Annotated in this window: 14 protein-coding genes; 3 read left to right on the forward strand and 11 right to left on the reverse strand. The window is 52.2% G+C overall.

Translation table 11 applies throughout. The features are described from left to right. Positions 1 to 19: 19 nt before the first annotated feature. From ACI77D_RS17885 to ACI77D_RS17925, 9 genes are all read right to left on the reverse strand, one after another. On the reverse strand, positions 20 to 1,291 hold the full coding sequence (locus ACI77D_RS17885) for an MFS transporter (RefSeq protein WP_407017154.1): 1,272 nt from the start codon (positions 1,289 to 1,291) through the stop codon (positions 20 to 22). After that, positions 1,284 to 2,507 (reverse strand): ATP-grasp domain-containing protein, encoded by a 1,224-nt coding sequence (locus ACI77D_RS17890; RefSeq protein WP_407017155.1) that lies wholly within the window; start codon positions 2,505 to 2,507, stop codon positions 1,284 to 1,286. The genes ACI77D_RS17885 and ACI77D_RS17890 overlap by 8 nt, the downstream gene beginning before the upstream one ends. 73 nt (positions 2,508 to 2,580) lie before the next feature. After that, the gene (locus ACI77D_RS17895; protein WP_407017156.1) at positions 2,581 to 5,565 is read right to left on the reverse strand and encodes an amino acid adenylation domain-containing protein; all 2,985 of its coding nucleotides are present in this window, start codon (positions 5,563 to 5,565) and stop codon (positions 2,581 to 2,583) included. A gap of 140 nt (positions 5,566 to 5,705) precedes the next feature. Further along, the gene (locus tag ACI77D_RS17900) at positions 5,706 to 6,977 is read right to left on the reverse strand and encodes an ATP-grasp domain-containing protein (protein ID WP_407017157.1); all 1,272 of its coding nucleotides are present in this window, start codon (positions 6,975 to 6,977) and stop codon (positions 5,706 to 5,708) included. A 45-nt stretch (positions 6,978 to 7,022) separates the two neighbouring features. Next, positions 7,023 to 8,345, reverse strand: a complete 1,323-nt coding sequence (gene lysA, locus ACI77D_RS17905) for a diaminopimelate decarboxylase (protein ID WP_407017158.1) — start codon at positions 8,343 to 8,345, stop codon at positions 7,023 to 7,025. A gap of 23 nt (positions 8,346 to 8,368) precedes the next feature. Further along, positions 8,369 to 9,043, reverse strand: a complete 675-nt coding sequence (gene cysC, locus ACI77D_RS17910) for an adenylyl-sulfate kinase (RefSeq protein WP_407017159.1) — start codon at positions 9,041 to 9,043, stop codon at positions 8,369 to 8,371. After that, a complete protein-coding gene (locus ACI77D_RS17915; protein ID WP_407017160.1) occupies positions 9,040 to 9,777 on the reverse strand; it encodes a hypothetical protein in 738 nt (245 codons plus the stop codon). Before ACI77D_RS17915 ends, cysC begins: the two co-directional genes overlap by 4 nt. 79 nt (positions 9,778 to 9,856) lie before the next feature. Further along, complete coding sequence (locus ACI77D_RS17920; protein WP_407017161.1) at positions 9,857 to 11,020, reverse strand: argininosuccinate synthase domain-containing protein; 1,164 nt, start codon at positions 11,018 to 11,020, stop codon at positions 9,857 to 9,859. Positions 11,021 to 11,071: 51 nt separating this feature from the next. Beyond that, on the reverse strand, positions 11,072 to 12,055 hold the full coding sequence (locus ACI77D_RS17925; protein WP_407017162.1) for an aldo/keto reductase: 984 nt from the start codon (positions 12,053 to 12,055) through the stop codon (positions 11,072 to 11,074). A 192-nt stretch (positions 12,056 to 12,247) separates the two neighbouring features. Here ACI77D_RS17925 and ACI77D_RS17930 point away from each other — a divergent pair, with 192 nt between their 5' ends. The 3 genes from ACI77D_RS17930 to ACI77D_RS17940 all read left to right on the forward strand — a co-directional run bounded on the left by ACI77D_RS17930 (position 12,248) and on the right by ACI77D_RS17940 (position 14,594). Next, a complete protein-coding gene (locus ACI77D_RS17930; RefSeq protein WP_407017163.1) occupies positions 12,248 to 13,159 on the forward strand; it encodes a LysR family transcriptional regulator in 912 nt (303 codons plus the stop codon). A 136-nt stretch (positions 13,160 to 13,295) separates the two neighbouring features. Next, positions 13,296 to 13,631 (forward strand): hypothetical protein, encoded by a 336-nt coding sequence (locus tag ACI77D_RS17935; RefSeq protein WP_016978478.1) that lies wholly within the window; start codon positions 13,296 to 13,298, stop codon positions 13,629 to 13,631. Between the two features lie 72 nt (positions 13,632 to 13,703). Then, positions 13,704 to 14,594, forward strand: a complete 891-nt coding sequence (locus tag ACI77D_RS17940; protein WP_221294296.1) for a pseudouridine synthase — start codon at positions 13,704 to 13,706, stop codon at positions 14,592 to 14,594. A gap of 55 nt (positions 14,595 to 14,649) precedes the next feature. Here ACI77D_RS17940 and ACI77D_RS17945 read toward each other — a convergent pair whose 3' ends face one another. Both ACI77D_RS17945 and mobA read right to left on the reverse strand, forming a co-directional pair. Next, entirely contained in the window at positions 14,650 to 14,871 is a 222-nt protein-coding gene (locus ACI77D_RS17945) for a YgdI/YgdR family lipoprotein (protein WP_017136187.1), read from the reverse strand. A 79-nt stretch (positions 14,872 to 14,950) separates the two neighbouring features. After that, positions 14,951 to 15,553 (reverse strand): molybdenum cofactor guanylyltransferase MobA, encoded by a 603-nt coding sequence (gene mobA, locus ACI77D_RS17950; RefSeq protein ID WP_262667416.1) that lies wholly within the window; start codon positions 15,551 to 15,553, stop codon positions 14,951 to 14,953. Between the last annotated feature and the right edge of the window lie 17 nt (positions 15,554 to 15,570).

Consider the following 15,570-nt stretch of genomic DNA (forward strand, 5'->3'; position numbering starts at 1 on the left):
ATCGGTGGGCTGGCGTGCGTCAACCGTTGGTTTTTCGACACCCCTTAATAGCGCTGTCGACGTTACCTAATACCACGCGTGCGTCTTTCGATAGGTTTTTCCATAACATCCCCAGCGCCGAGCATAGAATAACCACGCTCAATGCCAAATAAATCCAGCGAACAGACATTATATCTCCCAAGTAACCCACACCCGCGTAGGCAATAAGGCTCACATAGGAGATGAACATCGAAATGGCAGCTTTGACTTTTCCAAAATGGGAGGGCTCTACGCCTATCGCAATAAGGGTGTCTGAATTGACCCGAATCATGACGACAAAAGCGCCTAACAAGAAATAAGCAATCGCCGCTTGAGGCACACTATTTGCCGTCAAGAAAATAAACAGCAAAAAGGAAATCGCAGTTAAGCCGACGACGCCAAACCACTCAGCGCTCATTTTTTTAACAATATAGGTCAGTGAAAAGCCTCCACAGATCGCGCCCACTCCCCACACCGCATCAATTAACCCAAAGCCTTGGGCGCCCGCTGAAAGCTCTCTATCAACGAAAATCGGCAGAAGTGTATTGCACACAGAAAGCGTTACATAAATAAACATTTGCTGGATGGCCAGCCCAATGACAAAGCGTGTGCCAATCGCATAGTGAATCGCGTCATAAAACTCCCTGATAACACTTGGCTTAACTAACTTATTGACACTGTATTTGATCGCGGGCGTGTGTTTTATCCATAGGGTAAGGAAACCAGAGATGGAAAATGAGATGACATTAATGACGACCACATATTGCGTGCCGAACAGTGCAACCAAAAAGCCGCCAATGCTGGCGCCAATCAACAAGCCGATTTGCATGCTCATACTGCTCGACACATTGGCTTCAAGAAGACGCTCCTTCGGGACAATATCGCGTATCAACGCACCGACGGCAGGTTGAAAGAAGTTCTCACACAGCGCGATCAGAAAGGTCGCCAGGTAAATTGATGCGAGCCCCAAGACCTCGTAGTACATTGAAACCGCAACGAACATCAAAATGAGTGCCCGCGCAAAATCGGCGACTATACAAATGGATCGAACATTCCACCGGTCAACCAACACTCCAATCCACGGTGAAAACAGCAAACCCGGCAATGAAGAAACGATCAGCACCCAACCGACTGCCATTGCGGAGCCTGAGGTTGTGTAGATGTACCAAGAAATGGCAACGAAATACATGCCGCTTCCAATGGCGGTTAATATCGACGCGGCAATGTATTTTCTGAATTCCCGGCCGGCAATGAGTGAGAGCAAGCTAAGCATCAATGCGCTCCACTTCAACCGTGACCTTGGCTAAGGCTCGCATCACGTTGTCAATTGCCTGCGGTCCGCTGTCCCCGTTCGCAAGAATGTAGCCAGCCCTTTCATCTGAGTTCTGAGGGCGTTTGCAGGTGTCGCCAGCCTTAACCGTGATATCGCACCGGACGACCCCTGGCGATTGATTCGCGGTATCCAACCCTGAAATGCTTGCCACCCGGCCTGTCGGCAACGACAGATACCGAATTGCGGCACCGTTGGTTTTAGTCATTTGAATGTCCGGGAATGCCCCAAACAAACCTTGAAGCGTAGCGGTAAACATGTCGACGCCACACGCCAACTCGGTCATTTCAAAAATGCGGTCGCCACCCGTGCGTGTATGGGATTCAACAATAACGGGCCCGGTTTCCGAAAAGATGACTTCGGTATGGGAGGGGCCATACAGATGACCAATAGAGGTGAGGAAAGATTCGGTTAGGCGTTGGATGGCATCAATTTTTTCAGGCGCAAGTGCCGAAGGCATACTGTGCCCGGTCTCTACAAATCCAGGGTAGCCAGTTGTGATTTTGTCGGTGACGCCCAATACCGTGTGCTGACCGTCCCAAGAAATGGCCTCGACACTGACTTCGGGGCCCTCGATAAACTTTTCAGCAATAATCCCGATGTCAGGAAAGTCATATTTAATTAAATCCGTGGTCAAGAAATCCTGCTTGATAGCGTGATAGGCTGGCACCACTTCATCTTCCGAAAACAGTTTGTGCACCTGCAGGCTCCCCGCACCGTTCACCGGTTTGATGATGATGGGCCATCCGCACTCGCGTGCAAAAACGATGACCTCTTCAGGGCTGTTAACGGTTGCGAATGGAATCGATGGTATGCCGGTCGCTTTCATGTGCGCGCGCATATGGCCTTTGTCGCGTGTCAATAAAACCGGGCCAAGCGGATTTCCCAGGATGCCCAGCCGATCCTGGATCAGCGCTGCATTCAAGAGACCAAACTCTTGAAAGGAAACGACCGCGTGAAATGGCTTCCCTCGATGCAGCGTCTCGACCAGGTCGACGACTACTTTTTCTCCCATGGGAGAGGAAATGATTTGATCCGCGATGAGAAAGTCTTCGAACGTAATATCTTCTTTTTGCTGTACGACGGTCAGATGGAAGCCACACTCCTTGGCCTTTACATAAATCTCAGTCCAGCCACCGATCATAATTAAGCGACGCATCACAGGTCTCTCCTGGAAAATAAAGGTAAACAGTTAAAGTGCTTGTCAACGTTCAAGCCACGCACTTCGCGCTTTAGCTCAGCACGCTATGTTTGCTATTTGGCATCTCGTCTAGTTCGGCTTTGAGCAAGCGAATGAAAGCATCAAAACTATTCAGGTCCGCTGTGATTAGATGGGCGTGAGGAATATTCTCTGGCAAACAACTGGACTCTTTGGTGAATGCCACTTTGTCAGCATCCACTGGCGGTAATATTTGATGTATCAACGTTGCTTTACTTTGACCCATGTGCGTGAGCATTGACAAAAATTCTGTGTAGGATGCGGAGGCTGTATCACGACCGATTTTCTGCGCGGTATAGCGCACAATGTCGTCAAATCCAACGTATTGTTGGCCAACAACATCAATCAATGATGCCCCGCTCTCGAACCGTTCCTGGCTACCCACAAACGTGCACAGCCACTCGGCCAACGCGTCCGCAGACAGTAGTCCCAGGCTGCCGCAGCCAGCAGGCGCAACGCCCATCTGAACGCATTGCTTTAGCAGTAAATGAAAGAGCGACTGACCATTCGAGTAGCCGGTGTTCATTGAAGGCAACACATCATCAACCCGATAGATCCTGGCATGCAGCCCTTGCTGCTGTGCGGCAACGATGAGGTTGTCTGCCAGGTATTTGGTATATCCATACCCGGTCACACCTAATGCGGCTGCCTCGACTTCCGAGACGATGTCTCCCGAAACGCGGCCGGCACCTGAAGGCAGCTTGGCTGCCAACGATGAAACGTGGTGCAACCTCTTTGCCTTACCTTCGTTACAGAATCGGATGAGTTCCTGGGTTCCACCCACATTCGCAGAGAACAATTGAGAGGCATGGAACAGGAAATTGACCGCTGCGCCACAATGAATCACCTCATCAACAGAAGCACATTGATGTTGCCATTCATCTTGATTCAGCCCCCAACGCGCCAAGGCCAAATCACCCAGCACGACATTAATACGTTGGCGTTGTAATTCTTGTGCAGGGAACGCGTTCAGGAACACGTTTTCCAAACGGCATAAAGCACTTTCTCTGCTGCTGCCGCGTAGCAGAACGGTCACGTTCAGGTGGGTGGTGGCTAATAGGTGCGCAAGAATATGAATGCCAACAAAACCACTCGATCCGGTCAATAAGAGCGTCGCACTCGTTGTCGCCGTCGGCTGGTGATTAGTGAATGCGACCCTTGCTAAGCGGTCGCTCTGCGTGGCGTCGACCGTTCGCTCACGGCCGCTGATAAAGTCGGCCAGCCGTGACGGCGTTGAGTACTGATAAATAGCGGTCATCGGAACATCGGTTGAAATATGCTCGCCCAATGTCAGTGACAGATTAGCCGCCGCTAACGAATCTCCACCGCACTCGAAAAAGTCGTCTTCACCATCCATCTGATTGTTCAGCAGTACGATGCGATAACAAGCAACCACTTTTTCCAGAAGGGTACTGCTGCTGCAAGGTTGTAGCGTATCTGAGTGATGGTTTTTCAAGTCATTGATTATGCGTTTACGGTCTACTTTCCCATTCGGTGAAATAGGCAGCGTCTTCAAGTGATGCACCAACTGGGGCATGTGTGTCGCCGGCAGATGCCGCGCCAGTTCGCGCCGTACGTGCTGCAAATCCAATGCGTGTGACGACACGTAGACCAGCGCCAGACTTGCGTCGCCCTGCTGAGTTGGCAAGACAAACGCCAGTGCGTCGTTTACGGCCTCGAACCCCGTCTTGATTGCCGACACTATTTCATTGAGTTCGATGCGAACGCCACGCACCTTTACTTGATCGTCAGCTCTGCCGCCATATTCCAGGCAACCATCAGACCGTATACGGCCAATGTCACCAGTCAGGTAGACCTTCTCCCCAGGCAGGTCTGAAAATGGATTACGTATAAATGATCGTGCGCTCAGTTCCGGAGCATTGAGGTAGCCCCCCCCGACGCAAATACCGGCAACAACAATTTCACCAAAGGCACCATCGGTGACGGGCCTCAACTGGTCGTCAACTATTTTGACATACGTATTATCGATAGGCAGGCCGAGTGGAATCTTGTCATCGTCGTGATCGCACACCTCATGAAATACCATCCCGATTGATGCCTCGGTGTGACCATAGGTATTGATGACCGTACAACGTGGGAACAAGCGCCTAAACGTGTGCACGGATTCAGCGTCAATCTCTTCTCCGCCGATCAAGACATGCCGCAAGCTGTCTAAGCGTTTTGCAGCAAGGGTTCCATTCTCTAAAGCACGAATTAATAATTTGAAGAGGGTGGGTACGAAATCAGTCATCGTGATTTGATGACGCTCTATCTCGTCAACCAGCGACTCTACATTCCAGTGATCGCGCTGTTTAGGCAATACTGCCATGCCACCGTTGGTGAGCGGCCATAGCATTTGCCAAATCGACGAGTCGAATAAGGGCGCGCTGTTCTGATAGACAGTATGCCCGCCACCAAAGCGTTTAGTCATGTAGGCAAAGCGATTCACAAGTCCAGCGTGATAATTCAAGGCGCATTTCGGGCGGCCGGTTGATCCCGATGTGAAGAAACCATAGAGCAGGTCGTCTGAGACGCACTGAGCGTGCGCTTCAGGACTTAAGTCCGTCGCCCCGTCGAATCTTATCTCAAATAGATTCAAGCCGGCATTCCTTAAAGCGGGCTGTTCTCCATTCGTTATAACCCATGTTGCCTGACTGGCCTCAACGACGGCGTGTATTCTATTTTCCGGCCATTTGGCATCTATCGGAATAATGATGGCGTTGGTCATCATCACGGACAACCAAGCGATGGGTAGCTCAACACCGGTCGGCAATGCACAGAGCACAATGTCTTTATCGCTCACACTGCACGCGTGCAAACGCTTGGCGTTGGCGCGTGCAGCGGCGATTAGTTCATTATAAGTAAGGGAGTGATCACCGCAGGTGACTGCTGTTTTGCTTCCCTGCATGTGTGCAGCCGCATACACCATCGCCAGTACACTTAACCTGTCTGGCTGACCGCCATTCAGGGGCGAGTGCTCGCGTTGACCAATAATCATCTAATACTCCTGTAAATAGAAATGTATAAACAATTTAAGCGCTATGTGCTTTCGTCAGAGAATGTTGTAAATGGTCAATCGGCAAGCGAGCGAAGGCTGTGCTACTCGCTCAACTAAGGTGGTTCCGAGTGGTCCCGGTGTTATGCAAACACTTTCTCATGCACAGAAAACACTTGGTGTGCTCGCTCAAGCCGACGGATCGTTTCGTAGTCCTGCTGTAGAACAGCGAGTTCTTCATGGCTGAGATAAACAACGCCAGGGATCGAGAATAAATCGATGGTGCGTGATATATCATCACCCTTTTCAGGCAGATGAAAATGGCATGCATAGGAGGAAAGCGAGCGAATGTTCTCGAAGCCTGTCGTCTCGACAATGACACCTTCCTGGTCGGAAATCATTGCTACGCATAGGACATGTTTTGATAAAACATACTGCTGGCCCAAACGCCGTTTGAACAGGTGAGGGTGACAATAACGTTCGATCGTCAGAGTGACCTGGCTCTCGCCAAGCGCCTCAATGACGGCCTCTTCAAGCATTGCACCCTGCAGGCGGGCGCCTGTTTCAATCAACACCGGGCCTTCAGCAGTCATCATGATTTCGGAGTGAGCGGGCCCGTTACGCACACCCAGCGCATCCAGCGCTTTTTTCATATAGCTGACTAAAGCCTCCTGTACCTCACCCTCATAGGCCAGGAGTTCTTCGCAATCATAAATATTTGATGCACCGGCAATCACTTTGCGGCGATCTATCCACATATCAGAAATATAATGCTGCGCGTCGATCGAAACACTATTAATGACGTATTGCGTGCCCTTCAAAAGGGTCTGCGCTAACACATGGTTATTGTGCCCGCCAAAGCGATTGGCTTTGTTGTAGATGGAGTGAAAAGCATTCTTCAGTTCGGTGGGGTTGTTGCAGAAAAATACACTGTCATTGCCAGCACTGGCTAAGGGCTTCAGTACAAGTGGCCAACAGTGGCCTGAGGCCCATTCAGTTAACGCATGTAAACTGTCCGTGCGCAGAAAATCAGGCGTGGCTAAACCCGCTTCTTTAAGCGCGCAGGCCATTGCGTATTTATCTCGCCGAACACGCGACGTCTCCTTGGTGTTTCCTTCTACGCCCAGTTCGGAGGCGAGCAGATCCGCTAATTCAATGCCCGTCTCTGCACCGGCTAAAACACAAATGGGTTTGATGCCGTTCAACCACCGATCTATTTCAACCAAGCATTCGGCCAAGCCGTTAAAAACCACGTTAGCGATAAAATCGCCGGGTTTGAAATCGTTGATATAAAAATCAATGATGGGCGAGGCACTTTGGACGTGCAAAACGGCTACACCCTCTGAATGAAACTTAGAGGCCAGTTTCGCGCCAGTGGAATAAGCATCGACGATTACTGCCATTTTGTTAGTCATTGTCACATTCCAGTCTATTGAGAGAGCCGCCGCAGTGAGTCAGCGTTAAGCGTTGTTTAAACCACATAATTCGTGAGCCACTAAATCTTCGTAAGTCTCACGAGCCCGTATTAACTTGGCATGGCTGCCCTCAACTAATACTTCGGGTGGGCGCCCACGGGAGTTGTATTGGCTGGCCATGCTCATGCCATATGCACCACATGAAAAAATAGCCAATAAACTGCCATTGCCGAACGCCGGTAATGGTCGACCTAAAGCAAAGTGGTCGCCGGTCTCACAAATAGGTCCGACAATATCGGTTTCTTCCAAGGGGGGGGTGTCGGAATGCTGGGTGCTCTCCGTTAACGCAGTCCAATGGCCAGAAAAATTGTTAAATTGGGTCGGCCAAATAATATGGTTAGCGCCATACAGGGTGGGGCGCAGCAGTGCGTTCATGCCCGCATCCACAATCGCAATCTTGCGATCCCAGCCCTGTTTAATATATTCGACAGTGGTCAGCAAAATACCGGCATTTGCGCTGATCGAACGACCAGGTTCAATGATGAAACGAATGCCCCGCTGTTTCAGTCCTTGTAGACGCTCACCAATGAGTGCTCCCGTTTCAGTTAATGAACAAACGGGATTGCTTTCTGTTCCGTACTGCGCTGGAAAGCCTCCGCCAATGTTGACAAATTCGATTTTGCAATCAACCGCCTCAAGCCGATTAGTCATGTCCTCAATCTTATCGATGGCAGACAAATAAGTCTGAGCCGATGGAATCGGCGATCCAAGGTGAATATGGATACCAACGACATCTACGCTTGGGTAACGCTTTGGTTCGAAGAGTTCATAGGCGCGTTCAATCGGAATGCCAAATTTTGTCTGACGACCGCCTGTTGATGTTTTTTCATGGGTGCCAGCATCGGCGACATCCGGATTAACACGAATGGCCACCTTTATGCGCTTACCGGCCGTCGAAGCGATCTCATCCAGCCGCAGCAACTCGGCCTCAGACTCCACATTAAAAAGGAAAACGCCAGTTTCAACCGCGTAGCGAATTTCTTCATGTGACTTGCCGACACCGGCAAACACAATCTTATCCGCAGTCACGCCCGCCATCAGTGCCCGGTAGAGCTCGCCGCCACTCACCACATCAAGCCCTGATCCTTGATCGACTAAGAGCTTAAGGATGCTGAGGTTACTGCAGCTTTTAACTGAAAAACAAATCAATGGCGAGAGGGCGGAAAAAGCATCTTTGAGCACGGTGTAGTGATTTTTCAGCGTCTGCGCTGAATAGATATAAACCGGGCTTCCATGCTGTTCGACTATCTGACGAACATCGAGGTCTTCCACATGTAAATGCCCGTCGATAAAATTAAAATGGTCCATCTTGCTTCCTCGAATTGATGACGTTAACTGCGTGCACTGACACGCTCGCGGGGCAAGCAGTTATCCGCTGACTCCAATAACAGCCGACCCGTGCTGTATAAATAGTTGACAATCTTCTCCGCGCAATCAATCGCGGTTTGAGTGTCAGTATTGATGATGAGCTCTGGGTGTACCGGTGGTTCGTACGGAGAATCAATGCCGGTGAACTCGGCGACCTGTTTCTCCCTGGCCTTTTTATAGAGCCCTTTTGGATCGCGCGCCTCGCACACATCAAAAGAGGCATTGATAAAGATTTCCACGTAATCACTGTCGCCAATCAGAGCTCTTGCCAGGGCACGGTCATGTCGAAAAGGAGAAATAAACGCGGTTAATACGATTAAACCCGCGTCAGCCAGCAGCTTGCTGACTTCACCCACCCGCCGAATGTTTTCACTTCGCCCTTGGTGGGTGAAGCCCAGATCACGGCATAGCCCATGACGTACGTTGTCCCCGTCCAATACGTAAGTCAGGTAACCTTTCTGGAATAACAGCGACTCTACAAGACCGGCCACGGTGCTCTTGCCGGCCCCACTTAAGCCAGTAAACCAAAGCACACACGGTTTTTGTTTCAATCTAGCGCTGCGCATAGATTGTTCCACGGGAAATAATTGCCACGTCAGGTCGCAGGACCCATCAGTTGTATGCATTTCTTTCGTCACCTTAGATCACCAAGGTTTTTGTTTAGTACAGCCTCACGTTCGCGCTTTAAATACTCATAATACGGCATGTTTTCTAAATAAAATTCATGCAGTGCCGGATGGTTGTCTACACGCGTGCTGTATTGCTTTTTGATCGGCGCGATGCGTGTGCTGTTTGCTGCATCCAGGTGCCAATGCTGGGTTCGCTCCCACACATCCAAGTGTCCGCTCTGCCACTGGAGAGCAGCGGGTATGTGTTGCAAGTTTGCATCGCTGCAAAAACTCGAGATTGCACACTCAGGACTCAGGATCATGTCATCCGCATCAACGAACAAGGGCGAATGTATCGACTCAGCCCTCACGGCATCATAGAGTTCAGCCAAGTGTTGGTAGCCGACCTCATTACATGTCAGGTCTGGGTTAATATGATAGTGTGAGTTAATCACCTTCTCCGGGTTGCGCAACATAAATACATGTTGCGCCTCACGCATATAATGCGTTCCCGTCAGTCGGTGGCGATAGTCAAACTCACAGGTGTCTTTGATGAACACAGCACGCTGCGCACGCAATGCCTGTACGTAGTTGAACATCTCCGTTGAGTTGTTCAACGTCTGAGTTGAATGATCCGTCTGCGGGTGGTTGTATACACCGCGCGCCGACAGGTCGCACAGAGGCTCATGCAATATAGTGAAGTCGCCACGCGCCGCGATCACACGTACAAACGCGGTGGACAGCGAGCGTGGAGGGGCCCACATAACAATTAGTCTGTGCTGCATAGTTAACCTTTATTTCAACAATACGTGCAGGCTGCGAGGACCGTCAGCCCCTCATGACTTAAACGGATTCAGTGATCCACTTTTGCCCGCCATGAGCGAAACGGAATTGTTGTGCGGTGAATCGCGACTTGGAGTACTCGCGTACGCGGTCAACCATGTAGTTGCCTTTATACGCGATCACATCGACGGTGCCATTCGCCTGTTCAGTCAATGCTGCCACGTTGGCCAATGCGGCTTGCGTGGCGGGGTCATACAAACGACCTGCATACGATTGACGTGCGATAAAGGGCGACAAGAACCGCAGGACCTCCCATGAGTCCTTGTCAACCGTTGCTTGCAGTAGATGTTTTGCTGCAATACCGAGCATATCAAGCCCCGGAGATTCGTATAGGCCGCGACCCTTAGTGCCGTTCATTCGGTTTTCCAATACGTTCTTCAAGACCACCCCATTGCGACCCGCGATCCTGTTAGCTTCGGCGATCGCCTGGTAGTGACTCACGGGCTGACCATTAATCTCAACGGGGATACCTTGCTTAAAGGTAATGCTGCAAGTCTCTGGCACGTCCGGCGCATCCATGACCCTTACGCCCATAATGGGGCTGATCATGTCGGGTGAATTTGAGAGCACCTCAACTTCGCGATTCTCATGTGACACGCCGCCGACGTTGGCATCAACGGAGTGATTGGCTTTATTGCGCATCATGGTTTCGTCAGCGTCGGCAACAAAATCGCCCATATCAACGCGGGTTCGAAACCGATCGGACGTGCTTGAGTCTTCCCAAGGCGAAAAGGGCGTGATCTCTGGCGCAAACATTTTCAAGTAGTAATTGAAGCGGAATTCATCGTTGCCGCCGTGAACTGCGCCATGTGCCAATACACTGCACTGCCGCGTGCGCAATGCATTCACCAGCCCCTTGACGGTTACCGCTCTGGCAATGCCAGTCGTGTTCCAGTAGCCACCGTCGTACTGAGCCTGGGCACGTACAGCCTGGAGAAAGCTAAGCGCAATGTCTTCCTTCAAATCAATGACATTTACGGCCTGCATCAATTCAATGTTGTCTGCACAAAACTTGTGCGCTTCATCACCCGGTTGGCCGATATCGACAATGAACTGTTCGACGTCGACCTGTTCCTCTTTCAAACGCTGTGCAATGAATAAGCTAACCAGGCCACCGGATGCACAGATTCCAACTTTCTTGCCTTTCAAGTCCGAGAATTTCACGCTGTAGTCCTTTATAGAGTTGTTGTTATTAACGTTTCCGCTTCACGCCTATTATTGTGACCATGCGGTTGGCTCACGGTCCCACCTGTGCTGTCTTAACAACGTCATCAGCGTCTGCCCTATCTTTCCCTTTTCAGAACACGCTACGTTTGCTTCCACGTGTGGGATAGAACGCATGCCAGGAATAGTAGTTGTGATGTTATCGTTGGACAGGATGAACCTCAGCGCAACTTCCGATAGGTGAGTGTCGGTGCGAAGAGCCCGTTTCAAAGACTCGACCCGCGCAACTGTCGCTGCCAGGTTTTCTGGCACGAAATAGCTGCTTCTCCAATCACCCGCGGGCCAAGTGGAATCGACCGTTAAATTCCCCGTCAGAGAGCCTTCGTCGAAGGGCACCCTGGCGATGACGGCAATGTCCAGTTCACGGCATAACGGAAGTAATTCATCTTCAGGCGCTTGATCAAAGACGTTATAAATCACTTGTACCGCGTCGATCATTCCCGTTTTGAGTGTTTCAACTACGTTGGTTGGCTCCCAGCGATTGACACTTATGCCGATGCCGCGAATCAGGCCTTGCCGTTTGAGTTCATCAACAACGCGCATCCAGGACTCATCTTTGGCCCAGGCATCTTCCCATACATGAAACTGCAATAAATCCAGGGAGGCCATGCCTAATGACTGCAAACTTTTCTCGACATATTCGTTAATATGATCAGGCGGAAATATTTGGTCTAGGCGGTCACCCCGATGAGAGGGCCACTCTCGGTTCTTAGGCGGAACTTTAGTGGCAACATATAAGGTTTTGCCGGGGTGGTTGCGCAATGCTTCTCCAAGCATTTTTTCGCTGTGGCCACGACCATAAATCCATGCCGTATCGAAAAAGTTACAGCCTAGATTAATCGAATGTTCCAACGCCGCCATGCCGCTGATATCGGATGAGCCTGTCCAACCCCCTTCACCACCAGCGACGCCCCACATTCCATATCCAACTTCAGAAACGTTCCATTCCAGTCGTCCAAATCGCCGGTATTTCATCGCCCGCTCGCTATAGAGTTATTTTATTCAGGACGCGATAAGCGCACTCAAGTAGCGATCACCTTGATCGCTAAAGTGTTGAGTACTGGGAAAGTATGCGCAGCAAAAAAACAAAGTAAAAATATCAATTTAGTGGCTGGCTATTCATTTCTGATATGATCGAGCTTGTTCAATTCATCGCGAGGTTGGCCCATGAATTTCAGTTTTCGCCATGTAGAAGTATTCTGGGCGGTAATGACCACAGGCAGTGCGACAGCTGCCGCTGCACTTCTGCATACCTCGCAGCCCACCATCAGCCGAGAGCTCAGCCGGTTCGAAACGCTGACCCAGTTGACGTTGTTCAAGCGCGCGGGTGCAAAGTTGATCCCGACAGAGCATGGTCTGATGCTGTTCGATGAAGTTCAACGCAGCTATGTCGGGCTGGCCCGTGTGAAAAATGCCGTCGAGGCCATCAGGCATTTTCGGCAAGGGCAAATTTCGTTGACGTGTATTCCGGCTTTCTCAAATGCTCTGTTACCGCAGGTCTGCCAGGATTTCTGCAGTAAATTTCCGGGCGTGAGCATTAACATCACGCCGCAGGAGTCGCCCGCGCTCGAGGAGTCGCTGACTGCTCAGCGTTATCACCTGGGGTTGACTGAAACCCTGGAAACACCTCCGGGAACCTACGTCGAAACACTCTTAAACCTCGACGTGGTGTGTGTCTTGCCGTCTGATCACGAGTTGAATGCGAAAACCGTCCTTACACCACAAGACTTCGAGGGGCAAAACTTTGTTTACCTTGCAGCGGATGATCCCTACAGAATCAAAACCGACGCTATCTTTCAGCAGTCAGGCATTGAAAGGCGCCTGGTGGTAGAGACGCATAACGCGAGCGCCGTGTGTGCGACCGTCAACCTGGGGGTCGGCGTTGCCATTGTGAACCCGCTCACAGCCCTCGACTATGTTGGCCGGGGTTTGCAGATCCGTCGCTTTTCCCACTCAATTTCTTACTGTGTGAGCGTCGTACGGCCGTTGCACCGCCCCGAATCGTCTACCGTGGAGCAATTTGTTGATGTTCTACGAAGCAATTGCCAGCAGATAAGCGCTCGCTTGGGAAATCTCTGAAAAAGCCTTTCAAGTCGGGGATGCGTCCGACGCACAACGGTTGAGTCTCGGTGAAACAGATGTCCGTCACCGATGGCGAGTTTCCAATTATTACGTTACTGTATGCTTGTACAGTGATTGAGTAGAGGGAACGCCCGTGGTGAATGTTGAACAACTGAAAAGCAGCGTCAATCGCATGTCCGCCGATGTCGTGCGCGACGCGGTGAACGAGCTGCGCCTGGATGGCCTGGTCACGGAAGGCAAGACGCCGTTTAACAAAGTGCATTTCAATACCTGCTTCGCAGAAATCGAAGCCTTGTTCCAGCGCGCCGGTTACCACAAGCAGTTGGATGTCGTGGGTTACCAGGGCTTGTTGTACGCGCTTTACGATCCCGGCCGTTGGGAAGCGGTGGACGTGCTGCGCTGGCTCAAGGAGTTTACCGACGCCGCCAGTGCCTCGCCGATCCTGCGGGCCGAATTGGCAAAGGCCTGAGATCCGCCCTAGGCTCAATCCCGCTCCATGCGGGATAATGCCTGCCTGATTTTCCAGGCTTTGAGCATTGTCATGTCCACATCCGGTTTCTCCGCGTCCCAGCACCAAGCCAGCACGTTGTATTTGCCACCTGGCCCCTGGGCAACCGTGCTGGATTGCCTGTGCGAGCATTTTCCGGCGATCAGTCGTGAACACTGGCTGGACCGCATCGCCCGAGGCCGTGTGCTCGACATCAACGGCAACCCGATCAGCCTCGGCCTGGCCTACAAGGAAGGCCTGTGCATTTATTACTTCCGTGAAGTACCGAATGAGAAGGTGATCCCGGTAAAGGAAACCATCCTGTACGCCGACGAACATTTGGTCGTGGCCGACAAGCCGCATTTTCTGCCGGTAACGCCTGCCGGCGAATACGTCGAGCAGACCCTGTTGCGCCGCCTGATTCGTCGCCTGGATAACCCCGCGCTTGTTCCCTTGCATCGCATCGACCGCCATACGGCCGGGCTGGTGCTGTTCTCGGCCAACCCGCAAAGCCGTTCGGCGTATCAACAGCTGTTTCCCACGCGGCGCATCGACAAATTCTACGAAGCTATCGCCCCAGCCTTGCCGAACCTGACGTTCCCCAGGGTGCACAAAAGCCGCCTGGTGGATGGCGAGCCGTTCTTCCGCATGCAGGAAGGGCCGGGCGCCAGCAACACCGAAACCGCGGTGGAAGTGCGCGAAAAAAATGGCGACCTGTGGCGCTACGGCCTGTTTCCCGTGACCGGCAAGAAGCACCAGCTGCGCGTGCACATGACCGCGCTGGGGGCGAGTATCTGCAATGACCCGTTCTACCCCGACGTGATCAAGGACGCCGAGGACGACTACGCCAAGCCACTCAAGCTGCTGGCCCAGGGCGTGCGGTTTATCGACCCGGTCACGGGTGAACAACGCGAGTTCCGCAGCCGGATCAGTCTCGACTGGTAACTCCCGGAAACGACAAGGCCCGCGCGAGGCGGGCCTTGTTGGCAAACCCTAAGACTTACAGGTCTTTAACGGTGCGAACCTGATCTTTGTTGATGCGGGTCTGCTTGCCGTCAAGTTGCTCGAACTCATAGAAGCCCGAAGCCTTGTCGTATTTAGGGGTGTCGACGGCCTGGATTTCGCGACCGTCATTCAGGGTGATCACTGTAGGCGAGGCGCAACCGGCGAGAGTGGCGAGGCCCAGTGCAAGCATGAGAGCGGCGATGGTCCGTTGAGTCATGAGTGTGTCTCCAAAAGAATTCTTTTAAACAGCTGACCTTGTGACGCGCGTGGCGTCGACAAAGTTCCTTGTGCGAGGTTCATTCTGACACGCCGAACCCTGGGTGCAACAGCTCCGGTGTGTTCAGGTTGGCCAGCCGCGGGTCTTGCGCCTGGCATTCCAGGCCCACGCCACCCAGTTGCAAGAGGATCTTGCGCGGGCTCCGTTCACCGGCGTCCCATGCCCGTTCTACCTCGGTTTGGAGGCAAGTCGGGATGATGCAGATCAAGGGTTCCCAGAATTCACCATGACGCACCATCACCGGCAGCAGCGGATTGCGGCGAGCAGTCTCACGCAGGTCGGTGAGTAGTCCCACGTCTATATTCGGCACGTCACACGGCAGTATCAACACATGCTCATGATGTGCGGCAGCCAAGCCCGCACGGATGCCTGCCAGCGGGCCGGGGAAGTCTGGGTTGTCGTCGCTCACCAACTGGTCGGCATAGGGCGCGTACCGCTCGTGGTTGCGGTTGCACGAGATAATCAGGTCGTCCGTCAGTGGCCGGGTCAGGCGCTGCAAGTGCGCGATCAGCGGCTGACCCTGCCATTGCAACAGGCCTTTGTCCTGGCCGCCCATACGTTGGCCACGGCCACCGGCCAGCAGCAGAATCGAACAGGGCAGGGGCGAAGAATCGAGAGACATGGCGGTTCCGCTGCGGC

This window comes from Pseudomonas sp. O39 (assembly GCF_045447295.1).
Lineage (GTDB): Bacteria > Pseudomonadota > Gammaproteobacteria > Pseudomonadales > Pseudomonadaceae > Aquipseudomonas > Aquipseudomonas antarctica_A.

Excerpts from the sequence above, each read along its gene's own strand:
- ACI77D_RS17885 (WP_407017154.1), bottom strand. The coding sequence starts at position 1,291 with ATGCTTAGCTTGCTCTCACTCATTGCCGGCCGGGAATTCAGAAAATAC.
- ACI77D_RS17890 (WP_407017155.1), bottom strand. The coding sequence starts at position 2,507 with ATGCGTCGCTTAATTATGATCGGTGGCTGGACTGAGATTTATGTAAAG.
- ACI77D_RS17895 (WP_407017156.1), bottom strand. The coding sequence starts at position 5,565 with ATGATTATTGGTCAACGCGAGCACTCGCCCCTGAATGGCGGTCAGCCA.
- ACI77D_RS17900 (WP_407017157.1), bottom strand. The coding sequence starts at position 6,977 with ATGACTAACAAAATGGCAGTAATCGTCGATGCTTATTCCACTGGCGCG.
- lysA (WP_407017158.1), bottom strand. The coding sequence starts at position 8,345 with ATGGACCATTTTAATTTTATCGACGGGCATTTACATGTGGAAGACCTC.
- ACI77D_RS17915 (WP_407017160.1), bottom strand. The coding sequence starts at position 9,777 with ATGTGGGCCCCTCCACGCTCGCTGTCCACCGCGTTTGTACGTGTGATC.
- ACI77D_RS17925 (WP_407017162.1), bottom strand. The coding sequence starts at position 12,055 with ATGAAATACCGGCGATTTGGACGACTGGAATGGAACGTTTCTGAAGTT.
- ACI77D_RS17930 (WP_407017163.1), top strand. The coding sequence starts at position 12,248 with ATGAATTTCAGTTTTCGCCATGTAGAAGTATTCTGGGCGGTAATGACC.
- ACI77D_RS17940 (WP_221294296.1), top strand. The coding sequence starts at position 13,704 with ATGTCCACATCCGGTTTCTCCGCGTCCCAGCACCAAGCCAGCACGTTG.
- ACI77D_RS17945 (WP_017136187.1), bottom strand. The coding sequence starts at position 14,871 with ATGACTCAACGGACCATCGCCGCTCTCATGCTTGCACTGGGCCTCGCC.
- mobA (WP_262667416.1), bottom strand. The coding sequence starts at position 15,553 with ATGTCTCTCGATTCTTCGCCCCTGCCCTGTTCGATTCTGCTGCTGGCC.